Here is an 18,574-nt window from a genome sequence, read left to right on the forward strand (position 1 = left end):
AACCGCTATAAATGAGATTGCTAACATGACAGTTACAAATATCGTACAAATTGTTTGGGCATTAGCCGCCCTGGGATTAATTGTTTTAGTATTGCTGCACAGCCCCAAAGGAGATGGTATTGGTGCTATTGGTGGACAAGCTCAATTGTTTAGCAGCACTAAAAGTGCAGAAAACACCTTAAACCGAGTGACTTGGGCTTTAACAGTCATTTTTCTCGGCTTAACAGTAGTTTTAAGTGCAGGTTGGCTACCCAAATAAGGATCGGGAAATGGGGAAAATGACCCTAAACCCAACACCGAATATTAGAAAATTACTAACAGCCTTTGTCTTAACTATAAGTACAGGGCTGTTAATTATTTTTGCTCACTTTTCATCCAGTGCCACTTCTTTACCTCCAGCAAAACCTCATCCCTTACCACCTACGCTAGTTCAGTGGAATGATAATACAAACAGGGGTGATTACTTTGCTCAAGTTACAAAAACAGAAATAGGTTATTTAGTTTGGTCAACATTTCCAGTTCAAATTTATATAGAACGACCAATAAATGTTAGCAATCAACAGGCTGAAGAGTGGGTTAAAGGTGTTGTGCAAGCTGTACAGGAATGGAATGTTTACTTACCTTTAAAAGTAATAGAAAATCCAGAAATTGCTGATATTAAAATTGAGCGAAAAGCACCACCATTACAATTATCACCAGATAAAAAAATTCCCCGGGCGCGTTCTGCTTTAACTACATACCAGTTGTATACCAAAAACACAGTTTTATTACACCGTTTTACTATTCTCTTGAGTCCTAGTCAGACTGGTAATTATGTCGTTGCCGCAGCCCGCCATGAACTCGGCCACGCCTTGGGAATTTGGGGTCATAGTCCATCACAAACTGATGCTTTATATTTTTCCCAAGTCCGTAACTCACCAACTATTTCACCTAGAGATGTGAATACTTTGAAACGAGTTTATCAACAGCAAACAAGTTTAGGTTGGGCTTTAAAGAATAATTAATTCAAAAAATTTTTAACATTCAATTATTTATCTTACATTTATGAAAGCATATTGCCAGTCATCCAGAAGAATGGAATATTTTCATTAAACCTGCTTATGCTGCTAAAAAGTTTAGAGGTAGATTGGTACAGTATTCTGACAAAAGCAATTGTAAATTTCCTGCTTTAAGAATTAGGAGTAGATTGATGAGAAAGTGAAGAGGAGAGGATATATTCTGTCAGAATTTGATTAATTAGTGCTTGATATCCCTGTTCACCAGCTTTCGCCTCGAAGTATTCCACGATAAACGCATCTAGTAAGAGATCGACACGCCGTTGACCTCGTTCAACAGGTTTTCCACCAACACGCAGCACAGCCCGCTTCATCTGCTCTTCAGTTACTTCTGGAATTTCCGAAAGATCAATGTCTTCATCTTGCATAGTATCAATTCGCTCCCAATCAGTCTGAGAGGCTTCGGAAGAAAATGATTTGCTCACGTTTAGTTCCCTCCCTCATTGAAATCACACGAATTTCATCTTGAGCTTCTGTATGAGCTATTACCACAACTCGCCCACGCAGCAGCCCCATTGTAATAAAACGCTGCTCTCCATAAGCATAACGCTCATCTTCAAAAGTAAAGATTGCACCTTCAAAAACTATATAAGCATCTACAAAATCAAATCCGTGTTTGCTGATATTTGATTGCCGCTTATTTTCATCCCAAATGAACCGCATCTGTTAACTACAAGCCACACAAAGCCTATTTGCCAAAAATTTGAGTAAATGTCATCATTGAAAATCACTATCTTAAGTGTGAAGTCCGAACTTCCTGTGAAAATCATACTCAGTCAAATAATCTATAGATGCTTTTAAGCTCCCCAGCTAAGATGTACAGGTCGCTGTGTTAAAACTTCCTTATAAAGTTCTTCTAGCTGGGTGATATTTTTATCCAATGTATAGCGTTCTAGAACGCGATTTCTAGCTTTTTGTCCTAGCAGAGTTGTTAATTCTGGATGGTCTTGGCAAAGGGGTAAAAGGGTTCGTAATTGCGATCGCACTGTTTTAGTATTTAAAACAATACCTGCCCCTTTTTCTAATACTTCGCCATCTGCACCCACATCTGTAGCGATACAAGCAACTCCACAAGCCATTGCTTCTAGCAAAGACAAAGACAACCCCTCTACTAAAGAAGGCAAAATAAATACATCAGCCCCTCGCAATATTTCAACTCTTCTTTCTTCTTCTGCTACAAACCCTAACCAAATAATGCCGTATTCTGCTCCATAAAATGGCTCTAAAGAAGTTCTTAAAGGCCCATCACCTACAACTAATAATTTACTTCCAGAACCCATATCCGACTGTTTCCAAGCCCGAAGCAGTGGTTCTACATTTTTTTCTGGTGCTATTCGCCCTTGATAAACAAATAATCTTTCGGCTTTAAATTCTGTTTTAATTTGAGAATATCCAGGCGAATATTTAACTGTATCTACACCATTCGGAATAACAGCTATATTGGCTTTTCTGACACCCATGTTGGCTAATAATTCTCGCTGAATTTGGGAAAATACAATCACGCGATCATAATTATCCAAAAAAGGTGCATACAATTGATACGCTAAAAGTTGTGTTCCTGATATTAGTTTTGCCCCTTTGCCTGCAAATGGTGTATGAAAAGTTGCCACCAGAGGCAAATTTAGCTGTTCACAAATTTCTGGTAGAAAAAAATCTAGGGGAGATAAAGTTAAAGAAGCATGAACTATATCAGGATTAATTTCTCTTAAAGATTCAGTTAAAACTTTTGTTGCTTTGAGAGCCGGAATTGTGTAAACCTGAGATTTATAAATGAAAGGCAAAGATACTTCTTGAAATTTAGGCCAGTTATTGGGTTCAGGTTCTTCTTGAGCAAAGTGTAAAAAACTAACTTGATGTCCCCTATCGAGCAAAGCATTAGTAATTTCTCGGCTATAGGTGACATTGCCACAAAACGGTGATTTTTTTCCAATCCAGGCTATACGCATTCTTTAAAGTTAGTTCTAAGAAAGCTAGTTTTATTGATTAGTTTTGCACCTTAGCTGTTTTATGTTTATCCTGACTTTATTTGGTGTTTTTGCTATTAAAAATACAGATACCAACCATTCTTGATGTTAGCTATGAACCAACAAAGAAAATGGATTCTCAGCTTAGTACATTTTACTGAAGAAGTGGTTAGTTAGCTCTTTAAATGCAACTTTTTTTGGGCAATGTCAGGGTTATTGCCAGCATTTAGGCACTAAATTATTTGTGACCTAAGTTTACCACGAAATCAAAATCAATAATTTATGGTTGCCTTTCTTAAGTTATTAGTAATAACTTCTATTTGTTACGAATACTTGCGAGAGTTATACCAAGTCAAGATACCACCAAAGAAGACGATCGCAGCTAATCCCAAAAATACCACCTTTAAACCGACAAAGGTTTCTGCTACACCAGCTAGTGCTAAAGGTAAAGATAATGCAATATTAATTACATTATTTTGTAACCCAAAGACTTTACCCCGCATTTCTGGTGGTGTTTCGGTTTGAATTGTGGTTTGCATCGGAATTCCCACTAATGCACCAAAAACGCCCAACATAGCTACCAACAACAAAACTAACCATAGTTGTGTTGTAAATAAAGATAGGCCAATTAAAGATGCTGCCATCCCTAAACAACCAAACAAACCCAATTGAGAATAGGAGAAGCGTTGTCCAAACTGACCTAGGATTGTAGCTCCTGCTGCTATACCCACACCACCTGCTGCTAGTAGAAACCCAAACTGAGAAGCTTTAAGGTTCGGAATAATTTCTGCCATCCGCACTGCTAAGACAGTTAATGCGGCAAAAACAGAAAACAAAATAATCAGTCTGACTAAAGCGTTGCGGACGTGATGATTAGTTTTGAGGTAAGAAAAACCATCCTTTAAGTCTGAAAATACGTGGGGAAATTCCGTGTCAGGAGCGTGAGGTTTTTCGTGAGTCACTAACAGCATTAAGATTATGCCAGCGATCGCATAACTGCCGCCTACTAAAATTTCTTTACCTAAACTATTGTTACCACCCAGTTGCGCCCAAATATCATCTGCAATTGCTAAAATCGGTTCACCAATGGCGAATCCAACAATCACCGATGCCATCATTGTTGTTGTATAAAGCGAGTTAGCAGAAAGTAAATGTTGTTCTTCCACCACCAAGGGAATTGCTGCTTGTTCTGCTGGGGCAAAAAACTGCGTTAGTGTGGAAACTAAAAATGTTATCCCTAAAATAATTCCAAAACCTACTGGTAATACTCCCACAGGTTGCCAATCATGAGTCAACCACAGTAGAAAAGGAATTGCTAAAACTAAAATTCCCCGCCAAATATTTGTTGCTACCAAAACAGCTTTTTTCGACCATCGATCAACAAAAACACCCGCAACAGAACCAAACAATACTGCTGGGATTGTAAAAGCCATCATCAAAGCCGATACCCAACCACTAATACTTTGACTTCCTGCTTGGAAGTGAGCATTAATTAAAGCAATCATTAATACTAAATAAACTTTATCCGCCAATTGGCAAAAAACTTGGCCACCCCAAAGTGCTAAAAAATTAGGGTTTTTCAAAACAGGTAAAAATCCCTGTTGTTGCGAATCATCCAAATTTTTTGCACCACCAGAACCATTTAATTCGACTTTTTCTGAGGCAGAGTCTACTGGCAAATGATTACCATTGTTGCTTTTTTCAGCGTTAGTTAATCCACTGTGCTTTTGTTCGGCGGATTGATTAGGAATATCAGTTTTGGAATTTTCTGATGTCCATTGCTTAATATTTAACGAAGTATCTGGTTTTGATATTTCGTGATTATGAATTGGGCTATTTGTAGAAGTAGAAACTGCTTTTAAATGATTATTACCTGTAGGAGATGGTGGCCTATTTTGTTGTTTGGTATTACTTGGCGATAAAGGCAGAATTTTTCTATCCAAATTAGATGGTTGCATCATGGTTGGCAGCAAAATAAGAGTCAATCAGGGTAGCGGAGCGAATAGAGTGGCCTAAATGATACTGAGCATACTGGCGCAAAATTTGCTCAATAGATAACCAGCCATTATCTCTAATTACATCAATTTGCATTATCTCTGGTTGTGAGAGCTGTTGGAGCATAGCAAATTCTCTAGCATTCAAGCGACCAGAAATTACGGGAAGTTCCTGGCGATGAATCACAGTCTCGTAACTGGAGATAGAAGAATTTGGGGATGAAGAAGTCTGAGGATTTTCTTTATTTTCCCATCTTTCTATCTCTCTTTGTTTGCGTAAACGTTCCCAAGCTTCTAAGCAAATTGCTCCACCACTGGGAACACTAAATCCCACTTGCCAGTTTGGGTTTGTCAAGTTTGGTGCGAGGGAACGCTGAGTCAGACAGCATTTATGGATTTCTGGCGTTAGCCCTGCCAATGTTAACAGCTGAAATACCCCGTGAGCTAAATAAGCATAAATACTTGATGCGTCTGTTTTAGGCAATGTTTCCAAACGCTCAAGCTGATCGTTGAGTAGATGATAGAGTTCTTCTTGGGGTTGTTCGCTTAAAGCCTGACAAAGTACTATTTCTGCCAGATATTGAGCAGCAGCCAACTTTCCTAAATCTTTAGCTAAACCGGGATATGTTTTTAATGTTTGGGCTTGGGTAATTTTATCAAGCGATCGCCCCTTAGCAATCAATAGCTGATTCACTACAAACATTCCACTTCTGCCACCAAGGCTAGAGTTGTGCTTCCGCGCCCCAGGTGCTACTGCCCGAATCAGACCAAACTCTTGTGTTAAAACAGTCACTATTTTGTCTGACTCTCCTAGTACCTGGGTTTTAAGATTAATTCCAGTTGCTTTATAGGTTCTGTTCATTAGTCATGGTCATTAGTCATTGTTCGTTAGTCATTGCTCATTAGTCATTGCTCATTAGTCATTACATAAAGACAAAGAACAAATGACAAAGAACAAATGACAAAAAACAAATAACTATTCCTTTTTATCCAGGTTATCGCGCTGACGGATCAAATCGATACCGCGAGACGTGCCTAATCTAGTAGCACCCGCTTGGATTAAGTCTAATGCCTGTTCGTAAGTCCGAATACCCCCTGAAGCCTTAATTCCTATACTTTCACGGACAATTTCTTTCAAAAGGCGGATATCGGCTACTGTCGCTCCACCATTTAAACCGGTACTAGTCTTGATGAAGGCTGCGCCTGCATCCATACATAGTTCTGTTGCTAGTTTTTTTTCTGCATCTGTCAGCAAGCTAGTTTCTAGAATTACCTTGACTATTTGCCCAGTTTCTTCACAAATCTCAGCAATTTCTCGGTGAACTTCCTCGGTTTTGCCAAACTTTAGCCAGCCTAAGTTAAGTACTACATCTAACTCAGTTGCTCCGTTTTCTACAGCTTCTTGAGCCTCATACAACTTGACAGATGAAGTTGTAGCCCCAGTTGGAAAGCCGATGACTGTACAAACTTTGGGATTTTTGCCGTGGAGGATTTCTGCTGCTTGCTTGACGTAAGTAGGGTAAATGCAAACTGACGCAAAATTATATCTGTATGCTTGTTCACACCATTGCTCAACCTGCTCTGGAGTAGCCATAGGCGTTAGCAGGGCGTGATCGATAAATGGCGCAATATCAATATCTGGATAGTCTGCTGCCATTGAGTATTCTGCCAATAAAGTATTATTAAAATTTATAAAAAAATAAGTCGTTTCTTATATATTAAAGCATATTCATGGCATTTGAACGCAAAAATCAGCGAGATGGATAGGTTAATATTAAATGAATTTTGAGTTTATTTAATAAATATAACGAACTTAATAGATATCATTAGCCCTCATCGGGCAATACTCACAAGTTTAATCTTCGTTAATGCTTAAAAAGTCGATAATAGTTTGAGCCAGTGCTTGAGATGCTAAATACGGCACACCGTTACCAATAGTTTTAAACATATTAGTCAAAGACATATTTTCTGGAAGCACAAAATTTTCCGGTAAAGATTGTATGGCTAAAGCTTCGGCTACCGATATTCGCCTGATTTTATACGGATGTAAATGAACTTCGTTATTTCCATAGCAAGCGGTAGGAGAGTAACGCCATCGATGTAGACGCTTAAAAGACTTTTTAGAAGTATCTCCTTCATCTATCAATGCAAATTTATGAATACCTGCCCTTGGTTGAAAATAATGTTCAGCATTAGGATGGTTATAAACACTATTTTTCCTAAACCAGTGTTCAACCGTTAGTTGATCAGGAATATTATGAGGACATGGCAGGAAAGAATTTTCTTGAAATAAATTACATTTAGGCCAAGAATAGTTAAAAGTTGCTTCTTTAAAGTATAAAATCTGTTTTTGCCAATCAACAGGATGTTGAATTCCAATGTCATTAATAAAATTTTTATAAAAACCTATAAGAATAATTCTTTCTCTATCCTGTGGTACACCGTATTCAATAGTATTAATTAATTTTTCTGTCAGAATATAACCAGATTGCTGTAACTTCCTTTTTAAAGATTCAAAAAACAAACGATGTTTTTTTGTCTGCCATAAGCCTTTAACGTTTTCAAATAAAAAGAAATCAGGCAAAATTTGACAAATTAATGCAATATAAGCAGCCGACAGTTTACCATTATCTCCTAAGTGTCCTTTGTTCTTGCCTCCAGTAGAAAAATCAGGACATGGTGGCCCGCCAATAAAACCAACGATTTTACCCACCTGCCGACATTCTTTGACTAGTTCTAACAGATATTTTGCTTGAACTGTTTCGACTAATTTACTTACATCTGCGGCTTCTCCAAAATGATAGCCGTATTCTGGTGATGGCAATTTCAGCAATTCTCTAGAATAACGGTATGCTTCTATGAATGGGGCAAAAATTTCATTAACGTAAACAATATTAAAACCACTAGTTTCAAAACCTAAATCCAGAAAACCTGCACCAGCAAAAAAGGAAAAAATGCCAGCGTTTATCTTTGTCATTGCTTGTGATTTTCCGTGTCACAAGGAGGCGCAAAGAAAATATTAGTAACTTTGCGCCTTCATTTGAAATTAACCAATCAGTTCAACTTGCTGTGTTTGTGGCAATAAACGCTTCACACCTTGCTGAACAAAACCTTGCAAAAATGCCATCTGTTGATTTTGCTGAAACACTTTTTGTAAGGTTTGACGCAATTTGTCGAGATTTAAAGCATTGCCTGAATCTAATGCTATTTCTTGCTGCTCAAAATACTCAACTAAACTCAACCCTGCCACTCTCGTGAGATAAGCAGCACTCACACCTTGCACTAAACCACCAGCAACAAATGTGATGGCATTACTTTTAAGCACAGTGCCAACGGCTTTAGTAGAAAGTTCTACTAACCCTAGCTTTAACATTAAACTGCCCATTGTTCCGGCTACAGTTTGTGCTTGTTCTAGAGATAGTTTTTGCTGATAGATATTGCCTAAGTCGATGACCATTTGGGCGTTTATTGCCGCAGTTGCCAGTATATCTAATGCTGGTACAGGGTTAGCAAAAGCTGTAGCCGCAGCTATCCATTGATATTGTTCAATAACTGGAGTAGCGCGATCGCGTCTAATTTTGTTCAACCAATTTTTCGCCTCAGCTTTTAAAGCCAAAGCTTTTCTCATAGTAGTTGTCCAGACTAAATTTTGACCTTGTTGTGCCAAAACTGCACTTAATTGCTGCGTTAGTTGGGCAATATCTGGTGCTGGCTGTTCTAACCATTCTTGTACAGTACCATCAGCCTCATATTTGCGTACTTTAATCGGAACAGGGGATACAGCAGTCGCAACTACATTCCCAGGCATTCTTTGTTGTAAGGACAGCAACACGCTAGCACGTTCATCAGCTAAATACTGGTCTTGTTTGTTAAAAACCAGAATTGTCGATTGATTTGCTGCCTTTAATTGTTGTAAGGTTTGGAATTCTGTATCCGTCAAGTCACCGTTTGTGAGAAACAAAACAACATCAGATTTGGAGATTTCTGCCAAAACGGCTACATCGGACTTGTCTGTGGTTTCTCTAAATAAAGGTGCTGTCTCTTGCAAGTTGAATTTTCCTGGCGAACCATTAGAGTTCAGCACTTCAATTAAAGTGCTTTTACCCACACCTTTAGCACCAGTCACAGCAATTTTAATTTCTTGCCTATCTAACTCCGAGAATAACTGTGCTAATTGTTCCCGCAGTGTAGCTAAGGAGGAATGATTTTCGGCTTCTTTAGCCAGTTGGTTAATGACTGTTTCGGATGCGGCGATCGCTTTTTGGGCGGTTGCGCGATCTACAGGTGTACAATCTACTTGTTCCCAGCTGGCTTTTGGGCGATTTTTCTGCCATAACCACAAGCCACCACCAACCGCTAGGCTACTAAATAAACCAAATTCACCTAGCTGTAATATGGAATCATGCCAACTTTGTAGTATCCAAAGGGAAAAGGAAAGACCTAATCCTCCCACTAAAATTGGTCGTTCTAACTTCACAACCATTATTCTCCGCGCTTTTTGGCAGGTTTTATTTCAGAATAGATCAAAACCTTGCTTTGGGAATCAGACAGACGAAGATACACAATTTTCTTTACCTAAGGATGCTTGTAAGATTAACCCCCAAGCATCGCGGTATGGTGCAGAACGAGGTTTACGCTGTCGTTTTTCAGCCTCAACAAGATGGATTTCGCTACCATATCCTATAAACACATCTACCGGGAAGACATAAAACAAGTCGAGTTGCTCTACATACACTAGAGCAAAATCAAAGTCAGTTGGCTTGTATGCTTCTCTAAGCATAAGCCGCAGATTTGTTTTAGTCCGACGGTTATCTACGACATAATTACCAGAAGACTCTGCTAACCAAGCGTATTTAACTTGGATTTTGATTAAGTTTCCCCCTATGTCAAATACTAAATCGTAACGTAGGCGATCGCCAACTGGTCTTAACACTCCCCACCCACGCTTAAGAGCATGAAAAACAGCTGCTTGCTCTGCTATATCACCCTTGAGCTTTGTATCCATTTATCAATACCTACCAAAAACAAAACCCTGTAGTTTTTAGCCTACAGGGTTTTATTTTTAATTTGGTGGCGGGAAGTGGATTTGAACCACTGACCTTCGGGTTATGCTTACCAACTACAGTTTTCACTGCCTGGATTAACCAGTTTGTGGTCTGGACTGTCCCTTCACCCTCAGCTTTTTTTGTTAGGGTGCCTGCCTTCCAGTCTCTACACCTTCTCCATTTCTGGAGCTTGGTTCGGGATTACCGCGCTAATGGCTTCCCCGAGTTTGACAGGTAAACGCACATGAGTTTCTTCATGTACCGCCCACTACAAAGCTAACTTTTAAGCGTTTAGTTATCTTTGTTAGTTGAGCCCGACGAGCTACCAGGCTGCTCTATCCCGCGTCGCTCTCGACTTTTACAGTATAACCCAAAGTCTAGAGTTTGGCAACTACAAAAGCGATAATTCTCCCACAACCTCTAAACGCTTGTATTTGCCGAAGGTCATAAACTTTTCTGCGAGGGTTTCTGCGGCACTAGGGCTAATCCAACCCATCTGTTGCAATAAGTGGATAGCTACGGCGTATTTGGCGCGTTTTGCCCCATCTACAACTTTAATCGCTAATCCCATACCTTCGCCCAGTCTGCCAATGCACTGTACGCCTTCTGCACCAGCTTTACTAACTACTTCCCCAGGAGCCAAACGCATCAATTCTGTATCAAATTCTCCGTCTCCAGCGACTAAGGCGGGATGATGAGTCATTGCTCGCACAATGCGCTCCATATCTAAATTGCTGCTGGCTGCTAGTAGGGCATATAAAGATGCCATTTGCCCAAGTTGCATTAGATAAGTTGGTGCGCCGCAGTCATCGTGTGCGCTGATAAATTCTTCAGCAGGCATTCGCAACAAATCTGCAACTTTGCCCAAAATTAGCTGCTGAATCGGGTGCTTCCGGTCTAAGTAGTTATTTAAGGGCCAATGGCGTTGCTGACAAACAGCTAACATCCCGGCGTGTTTACCAGAACAGTTGTATTCTAATGGGCTGCGTTTGCCTTCGGAAATAGGACATTGTAGAGCTGTTGGGTCGACATCAGCACGCCAAAGGATGTTAAATACCTGTCTGACTTGCTCTATTTTGCCTTTATGAGAGCTTGTAATAATTGCTAAATCGCGATCGCTTAAATCGTAGCGCTCTAGTGTTCCAGTGGTGGTAACAGCTAGTGCTTGAAACGGTTTGAGTGCTGAACGGACGAATGTAGCAGTTTCCGCGTTACCAGCAACGGACAACACCCGTCCACGATCATCGCATACAGCTGCTTGAACTATATGCCGCGATTCAATGATGCCTTCTCGCAGTAGACGGACTTCTAAAACTGTAGCTTGAGTGCGTTTTCCCATTGTCATGGGTTAAAATATATCTCTTTTTTATTATTTGCCCTTAGTCATTAATCATTGTTCATTATGTTTTCACTCATAACCAATGACTAATGACTAGTGACGTTTACGACAAATGCCAAACTATAGTACCAATTACGTACATTCCCGCCAACCCAGCAAACGTAAATTGTAACCGTTGGATAATTGGCTTAATTTCATAGGTTACAATTAGGCGATCGCGTGTGAGAACTTCCTGCGGCTTGATCCAGGTTTGACCATCATACCAGCCTGACTCTTCATAAAATACAGTTGTGCTGTAAAGGCGATCGCGGACATAAAGCCAACCTAAATACATCCGTACTAATACGAAAATTACACCTAGGCTGGCTCCTGCGGCTCCGCACAGCAAAAAATGGACAGTATGTTTTAGAGGTGGAAAGCTGGCTGCGGCTACTGGCCCTGATACTAGCCACGAAAAACCCCAAACCCAAGCTATGTTTGTGATATATTCCCGCCAAATTAAGGTGCAATCACGAAACAGCCAAGAAGTTTTTAATTCTTCGTACTCATTAAGTGGTTGTTGGTCTGTTGGAACTGGGCAGTTTGACACCGAAGACCTCATCATGTTGGCTTACCCCCACCATCATCTGCTTCTGGAACAGCAATACGTTCTGCATGAACCCAGAACGCTTCTAAATTATAAAACTCTCGTTCCTTTGGCATCATGATGTGAACAATCACATCACCGTAATCTTGCAGCACCCAACTTCCTTCGGCTTTGCCTTCTGTTCGCAAGGGACGACGATGCCATTCAGTGTCTACTTTATCTTCTATTGCATCAGCGATCGCCCTGACTTGCACTTTCGAGTAGCCCGTCATCATCACAAAATAATCTGCCAGGTAAGATACATCTGCCACCCTCAGTACCAAAATATCCCCTGCTTTACGGTCTGATGCTGCTTCGGCGACAGTTATAGCTAATTGTCCACTCAAATCTTCTATGCCTGCCTCTCGGCTTTTGAGTGAGATGTTCTTTTCTGACACAGATTTTAATGGGAAATTTCCTTGGATATAATCAGACATTCAACCTCAGGTGCTTGATCCCTTTTATTTTACAATTCTCACAAACAACAATTGAACGACAACTGTTTTTTTGAATACTAACAAAAAAACGTATGTTTATGGAGTTGCCGAACCATTACCTATGTGAATAGCAATTAAAATCAGACTAAATAGGTACTCACTGAGGTATCGATATCAATCAAGCAGTAAACTTTTCCCAAGAATTGTAGCGAATAATTTACCAATTAAAATCTGAAAATGTTTAATACTCTATCTTATGCCAAAATGCGCTTGAATCATAGATAAAACTGAAAAACTGCTGGAAAGATCAGTTTTAATTCAAGCGCATAATGATTATTAGCTTTTCCAGGATACCGTGTAATTTAAATCACACTTCTTGCTTTGTAACTACTTTAGTTTCAACTATTTGACGAGCGGCACTCACTGATTCAAATAAAGTTTCGTAGTGATTTAAGGCTTGGTCAAAAGCATATTGCTCTGTAGCATATTGACGGCTGTTGTAACCAAGAGTTTTGACTTTTTCTGGGTGTTTGTAAAGTTCTAAAATAGCTGCTGCCAAAGCTTGGGCATCTTCTGGAGGAACAATCACTCCGCCACCGCTTTGTCTGATGGCTCTTGCTGCTGTACCATTTTCAGGCACAGATGCCACTAATGCCCTACCACTAGCCAGCAAAACTTGGATTTTTGACGGCATATTGAAAGAGATCACATTCTTTTTCTGCACGACTAAACCCACATCAGCGGCTGCCAACATTTGTGGTAGATGTTCGCGCGGTTGAAATGGTAGTAACAGCACATTATCAGCACCGCATTCTAAACAATATTGCTGCAATCTTTGTAAACCCTTAGCTTCACCAACAATTACAAAAGCAATGTCTGGGATATCACGTAACGTAGCAGCAGCTTGAATGACAGTTTCTAAGCCTTGAGTCAGGGCAATGTTACCGGAATACTGGACTACAAACTTGCCGTTAAGGTTATGTGCTTCACGGAAAGGGTTGTTTTCTTTCGGTAAAGGGCGAATGAAATTCACATCAACCCAGTTAGGGATTTGCTCGATTTTCTCTGCTTCTACGCCCTTAGACAGCAAATTTTCGACAAACCCATCGGCGATAACGCTAATTTTTGCGGCGGAATGGTAAGCAAATTTTTCTAATGCAGCAAATACTTTAATCAGGAATTTATTTTTTAGTAGACCGACATGAACGGCTGCTTCGGGCAGAATATCTTGAAGATTGAGGACTACAGGACAAGCGCGTAGCCATCCCAGCAAAGCAGCAGGAACGCACACAGGTAATGATGGTGATGTTGAGAGAATGACATCTGGTCGCCAACCAAGTAATGCAGGTAAAAAACTTGTCACTACAAAACTGGCATCAAGCATGATCCGATCTAACAAATTTGGTTGTGGACGAATCCAAACATAACTGCGTTGGATTTGTACACCATTTTTATACTCATTAAGATAAAATTTGCCCCGATAAGCTTCATATATTTGGCGTTCGGGATAGTTTGGCATAGCAGTAACGACCCTTACTTCATGCCCTCTTTTGACCAGACCTTCTGCTAATTCCGTCATCAATGGAGCAATACCAATTGGTTCTGGATAGTAGTTGTAAGAATAAATCAGTATTCGCATAAGAAATCAGTTATAAGCCCTGGTTTTTGACATGAAGATAGGTTTTACATTTTGATAAACCTAAGTTCAATTGTCTCTTCAGATTCTTTGTAAGTCAGTAGTTTTGGTTGAAGATTGAGTAAAATTTATTTTTAATTACTTAAATATTACTGAGACAAAATTTTACTGAATCAAATCATAATTTGATGTGTAATTAAAAAATACAAGTCAGTATAAACTCGACTATTATTGATATCAGCAACTAGATATAGGAATCCGGTTTAATTTCTGAATCTAGTTATGTAGTTAGGGAGTAGGGAATGGAGAGTAGGAAAGAATCTTGCTTAATCTGGGTGTACTGATTTTTTTATAAGTTAACTACAAGCAATTTGAATAACTTGGAAAAATTTGTCCAGTACGGGTGTGATGTTGTCTGGCTGCCAAATTATAGCTGTTTCTATTAATGGTGTTACTTCTTCGATTGGCCGATAAACAACACCAGAGCGCTGGAGATTTTGTAATGAAGATGCAACAATAGCAATTCCCATTCCTGCCGATACTAACCCGATGATTGTTTGCATTTGAATGGCTTCTTGAGTGACTTTTGGGTTGAAATTAGCTATTTGGCAAAAAAGATTGAGAATTTGGTCATAAAGTCCCGGGCCCAAATGCCGAGGGAACATAATAAAGGATTCGTTAGCGAGCGATCGCACTGAGATACTTTGTTGTTTGGCTAAAGGATGTATTTCTGGTAAAGCTACGATTAAGGATGCTTGATGAATGCATTCTTGCGAGAGTGTAGTGTCTTCTAAGGGTGGATGGGCAAAACCGATGTGAATGGAGCGATCTCGTAGTGCTTGTTCCTGCTGAGATGTAGTTAATTCCTGCAAAATTAACTCCACCTCGGGAAATTCTTCTCTAAATCGCCGCAAAATTACAGGTAGCACGTCATAAGTTACCAAACTCGTAAATCCGATTCTTAGTTGTCCCCTTTCGCCTCGCCCTGTGCGTTGAGTTAATTCGATTGCTCGTTCTAATTGTGCCAATAGTTGATAAGCTTCTTGCAAAAATACCTGTCCAGCTTCTGTTAGTTGCACTTGACGCTTGGTTTTGCGCTGAAATAGTTCGACATCTAATTCTGCTTCTAACTGCTGAATTTGTTGGCTTAAAGGAGGTTGAGCGATATGCAGTCTTTCTGCGGCTTTACTGAAGTGCAGTTCCTCTGCTACAGCAATAAAGTAACGTAGATGTCGCAGTTCCATATTTTTAATACTGAATAAATATTAATTACCAATAAATATATATTTATAGTCTGAAAAATCCATAATTTTTTGCTTGACTCAGAAGAAGACACTTGCACGGGCGAGTTGGCACGTAAAGAAATAGAAACCTTGATTTAGAGAATTTGAGATAAAAATTGGCGGGTTCTGTCTTCTTGCGGTTTAGTAAAAAAGATATCGGGTGTTGCTGATTCTACGAGAGAACCGCTATCCATTAAAATTACTCGGTCAGCAACTTCACGGGCAAATCCGACTTCGTGGGTAACGACAACCATCGTCATACCATCACGCGCCAGACTACGCATCACATCTAATACTTCGCGTACCATTTCTGGGTCTAAGGCTGAGGTGGGTTCGTCGAATAGCATAATTTTAGGTTGCATAGCTAAGGCACGCGCGATCGCTACTCGTTGTTGTTGTCCACCAGATAATTGTCCTGGATATTTCTGCGCCTGTTCTAATATTCCCACTCTTTCTAAAAGTTGTTTTGCTAATTCTTCTGCTTTAGCTTTTGACCAACGGCGTACCCAAATAGGAGCTAAGGTAATATTTTGGATGACAGTAAGATGAGGAAATAAATTAAATTGTTGAAAAACCATCCCTACTTCTCGCCTAATTGCTTCAATATTTCGCAAGTCATGGCTGAGGGTAATGCCATCAATAATAATTTTTCCTTGTTGATATGCTTCTAAAGCATTAAATGTCCGGATAAAAGTTGATTTACCTGAGCCAGAAGGCCCCATTAACACTACTACTTCTCCACGATTAACTGTTAAACTCACACCTTTAAGAACATGGAATTTTCCGTACCATTTATGCACATTTTCAGCAATAATTATTTGGCTTTTTTCTTTTGTCACTGATTTCAACCTCAGAATAATAAATAATCACTATTGACTATAGACAAATAACTATTAACTAATTATTTAACTGCTTTTCTAAGCGTCGTGATGCTAATGACATTGAATAACAAAATAACCAATAAATTAATCCAATAAATAAATACACTTCTGCGTAGCGGCCGAGAAATTGTGGTTGTGCCAAAATGGAACGGGCAATACCTGTTAATTCGACTAAACCGACTAAGGATAAAAGTGAAGTATCTTTAAATAATCCAATAAATTGACCAACAATTGCGGGAATAACTGCGCGTAAAGCTTGGGGCAGAACAATTAACAAAACTACTAAAGGTGCTTTTAAACCTAATGCTTTGGCAGCTTCAATTTGACCACGAGGAATTGATTGTAGCCCTCCACGGACGTTTTCTGCCATATAAGCTGCACTAAATAAAACTAATCCAGCGATGCCTCTAATTACTCTATCTAAACGCCAATCTGTTGGTAAAAATAAAGGGAGCATTACTTGAGCAAGAAATAAAACTCCAATTAATGGTAATCCTCTCACAATTTCTATATATAAAATAGAAACCCAACGGATTATCGGTAAATTACTAGTGCGTCCTAAAGCTAGTAAAACTCCTATGGGGAAAGAAAGGACAATACTAACTACCGCCATCAGTAAAGTAAGTAATAAGCCATTCCATAAATTTGTCGGTACAGATTGTAAGCCAAATCCTCCACCAATTAGCCACAAAGTTATAAAAAAAGATAATAACCAAATGAGAGAAAGCCAAGAGGTGATTACATTATAAAATGTTTTACCTATCCAAAATCCGGCACATGAACTAACAGCAATTAGTATTAACCAATTGCGTGATGTTAAATCGAGTGGTAAAAGAATTAATAATAAGCTAGAAATAAAAGCAACAATAACAATTCTCAGTTTATTAAAACTTTGCTTGTGGTAGAAAATACCGATACTTGTAGCAGATAAAATAGCAGCGATCGCCAAGACAATCCAAGCTCGCCAATATAGCGTTTGCGGAAATCTACCAACTAAAAATAAACGTAAATTTACTTTAATTACAGCCCATTGTGCTTGGGTGGTTGCCCAGGTTATGATTCCACGTAATGCCCAAAATATAAATACTCCACAAATTATAGTTAATAAGCTGTTATACCAATTATTGAATAAATTTTTACGCAACCAAAAAATTTGTGAATTTGGTATTTGAGATTTGAGATTATTGTTCATATTATTGATATCAGAAGCTATCTTTCTTGAATCTGCACGGTACGATTGAGCAAATTCATAATCATAGAGATAGTTAAGCTTAAGGTGAGATAGGTGAGCATAAGTAGTAACATTACTTCTACGGCTCTCCCTGTTTGATTAAAGGTGGTAGAAGCAACAAAATAAATATCTGGATAACCTATAGCGATCGCTAAACTAGAATTTTTGGTCAAATTAAGATATTGGCTGGTTAGCGGTGGAATTATTACCCGCAAAGCTTGGGGAAAAACCACCAATCGCATAACTAAGCCTGGTTTTAAGCCAAGCGATCGTGCCGCTTCCCATTGTCCTTTAGGTACTGATTGAATCCCACCTCGAACAATTTCTGCAATAAACGCACCTGTGTAAAAAATCAATCCCAAAAGTAAAGCTGAAAACTCTGGAGATAAATGAAACCAAGGCAAATCAATGCCATTTTTACTCAGGTTAATCAAACCCCAAAGAGAAATTTTGTTGTCTACATTAGGAAAACTCAAAAATACAGCAAAGTACCAAAATAGCAATTGCAACAGTAAAGGTGTATTCCGAAAAATTTCTACATAAATTAAGCTGATATTCCGCACTAACCAGTTATCAGATAAACGAGCAATTCCGGCAGTTATGCCGACAATTGTCGTGAAGAATATGCCAGCTATTGCCACACGTAAAGAATTGATTAAACCCACCCACAAAGCACGCGTATATGTATCAGTTGCTTGATAAACAATTGGGGTTTCACCAATATCAAACGATGCTTGCTGTTTGAGAAAATCAAATCCGAATTTAATGCCTAATTGCTGTAAGTTACGGTTTAAGTTACTCCACAGTATAGTTACTAAAATTGCTACTAAAAATAGAGCAAGAAATTGAGCTATGATTTGCCAAAAACGATTATCACGCCAAATGGGGGGTTTATCATTAGTCATTAGTCAATGGTCAAAAATCAGAAGATAAATTTCAGACTTCACACTAGTACAACAAGGCAAAAGTAAAAAGGCAAAAGTAAAAAGAAAGAATTTGGAAGTACCCTAGCCTGCGGCAAGCTGCTACGCGTCTACACATTTCACACTTCACACTTCATACTTCACCCTTCACCCTTCACCCT

The 18,574-nt window shown here is 39.2% G+C and carries 19 protein-coding genes; 2 read left to right on the forward strand and 17 right to left on the reverse strand.

All coding sequences use genetic code 11. The annotated features are described in order from the left end of the window. Positions 1-25: 25 nt before the first annotated feature. Both secG and H6G69_RS07970 read left to right on the forward strand, forming a co-directional pair. Entirely contained in the window at positions 26-259 is a 234-nt protein-coding gene (secG, locus tag H6G69_RS07965) for a preprotein translocase subunit SecG (protein WP_190684249.1), read from the forward strand. 10 nt (positions 260-269) lie between these two features. Continuing rightward, positions 270-1,004 (forward strand): peptidase, encoded by a 735-nt coding sequence (locus H6G69_RS07970; RefSeq protein WP_190684252.1) that lies wholly within the window; start codon positions 270-272, stop codon positions 1,002-1,004. A gap of 164 nt (positions 1,005-1,168) precedes the next feature. Here H6G69_RS07970 and H6G69_RS33805 read toward each other — a convergent pair whose 3' ends face one another. The 17 genes from H6G69_RS33805 to H6G69_RS08055 form a co-directional block, all read right to left on the reverse strand. Next, the gene (locus H6G69_RS33805) at positions 1,169-1,480 is read right to left on the reverse strand and encodes a BrnA antitoxin family protein (RefSeq protein ID WP_190684255.1); all 312 of its coding nucleotides are present in this window, start codon (positions 1,478-1,480) and stop codon (positions 1,169-1,171) included. Further along, entirely contained in the window at positions 1,443-1,718 is a 276-nt protein-coding gene (locus H6G69_RS07980) for a BrnT family toxin (protein WP_190684257.1), read from the reverse strand. Before H6G69_RS07980 ends, H6G69_RS33805 begins: the two co-directional genes overlap by 38 nt. 134 nt (positions 1,719-1,852) lie before the next feature. Then, positions 1,853-3,001 (reverse strand): glycosyltransferase family 4 protein, encoded by a 1,149-nt coding sequence (locus tag H6G69_RS07985; RefSeq protein ID WP_190684260.1) that lies wholly within the window; start codon positions 2,999-3,001, stop codon positions 1,853-1,855. Positions 3,002-3,342: 341 nt separating this feature from the next. Next, on the reverse strand, positions 3,343-4,977 hold the full coding sequence (locus tag H6G69_RS07990) for an MFS transporter (RefSeq protein ID WP_190684361.1): 1,635 nt from the start codon (positions 4,975-4,977) through the stop codon (positions 3,343-3,345). After that, a complete protein-coding gene (recO, locus tag H6G69_RS07995; protein WP_190684263.1) occupies positions 4,964-5,875 on the reverse strand; it encodes a DNA repair protein RecO in 912 nt (303 codons plus the stop codon). The genes H6G69_RS07990 and recO overlap by 14 nt, the downstream gene beginning before the upstream one ends. A 114-nt stretch (positions 5,876-5,989) precedes the next feature. Next, the gene (gene deoC / locus H6G69_RS08000) at positions 5,990-6,670 is read right to left on the reverse strand and encodes a deoxyribose-phosphate aldolase (protein WP_190684267.1); all 681 of its coding nucleotides are present in this window, start codon (positions 6,668-6,670) and stop codon (positions 5,990-5,992) included. A 198-nt stretch (positions 6,671-6,868) separates the two neighbouring features. Beyond that, entirely contained in the window at positions 6,869-7,990 is a 1,122-nt protein-coding gene (locus H6G69_RS08005) for a DNA cytosine methyltransferase (RefSeq protein WP_190684270.1), read from the reverse strand. 69 nt (positions 7,991-8,059) lie between these two features. Beyond that, positions 8,060-9,496, reverse strand: a complete 1,437-nt coding sequence (locus tag H6G69_RS08010) for a YcjF family protein (protein WP_190684272.1) — start codon at positions 9,494-9,496, stop codon at positions 8,060-8,062. A 60-nt stretch (positions 9,497-9,556) separates the two neighbouring features. Beyond that, on the reverse strand, positions 9,557-10,018 hold the full coding sequence (locus H6G69_RS08015; RefSeq protein ID WP_190684276.1) for a group I intron-associated PD-(D/E)XK endonuclease: 462 nt from the start codon (positions 10,016-10,018) through the stop codon (positions 9,557-9,559). A 431-nt stretch (positions 10,019-10,449) separates the two neighbouring features. Further along, on the reverse strand, positions 10,450-11,403 hold the full coding sequence (locus H6G69_RS08020; RefSeq protein WP_190684278.1) for an asparaginase: 954 nt from the start codon (positions 11,401-11,403) through the stop codon (positions 10,450-10,452). 97 nt (positions 11,404-11,500) lie between these two features. Beyond that, positions 11,501-12,001 (reverse strand): CGLD27 family protein, encoded by a 501-nt coding sequence (locus tag H6G69_RS08025; protein ID WP_190684281.1) that lies wholly within the window; start codon positions 11,999-12,001, stop codon positions 11,501-11,503. Next, positions 11,998-12,459: a ribosome silencing factor gene (rsfS, locus tag H6G69_RS08030; protein WP_190684284.1), complete on the reverse strand. Its 462-nt coding sequence runs from the start codon at positions 12,457-12,459 to the stop codon at positions 11,998-12,000. Before rsfS ends, H6G69_RS08025 begins: the two co-directional genes overlap by 4 nt. 367 nt (positions 12,460-12,826) lie before the next feature. Then, positions 12,827-14,098 carry a glycosyltransferase family 4 protein gene (locus H6G69_RS08035; protein ID WP_190684287.1) on the reverse strand — a complete coding sequence of 424 codons (1,272 nt, stop codon included), beginning with the start codon at positions 14,096-14,098 and terminating at the stop codon, positions 12,827-12,829. 353 nt (positions 14,099-14,451) lie between these two features. Beyond that, entirely contained in the window at positions 14,452-15,339 is an 888-nt protein-coding gene (locus H6G69_RS08040; RefSeq protein WP_190684290.1) for a LysR family transcriptional regulator, read from the reverse strand. Between the two features lie 134 nt (positions 15,340-15,473). Further along, positions 15,474-16,217 carry an amino acid ABC transporter ATP-binding protein gene (locus tag H6G69_RS08045; protein ID WP_313950275.1) on the reverse strand — a complete coding sequence of 248 codons (744 nt, stop codon included), beginning with the start codon at positions 16,215-16,217 and terminating at the stop codon, positions 15,474-15,476. A gap of 58 nt (positions 16,218-16,275) precedes the next feature. Next, on the reverse strand, positions 16,276-17,451 hold the full coding sequence (locus H6G69_RS08050) for an amino acid ABC transporter permease (protein ID WP_190684293.1): 1,176 nt from the start codon (positions 17,449-17,451) through the stop codon (positions 16,276-16,278). A 17-nt stretch (positions 17,452-17,468) separates the two neighbouring features. Continuing rightward, positions 17,469-18,395, reverse strand: coding sequence for an amino acid ABC transporter permease (locus H6G69_RS08055; RefSeq protein WP_190684296.1), 927 nt, complete (start codon positions 18,393-18,395; stop codon positions 17,469-17,471). Between the last annotated feature and the right edge of the window lie 179 nt (positions 18,396-18,574).

It is taken from the genome of Nostoc sp. FACHB-110, from assembly GCF_014697425.1.
Taxonomy (GTDB): Bacteria; Cyanobacteriota; Cyanobacteriia; order Cyanobacteriales; family Nostocaceae; genus Nostoc_B.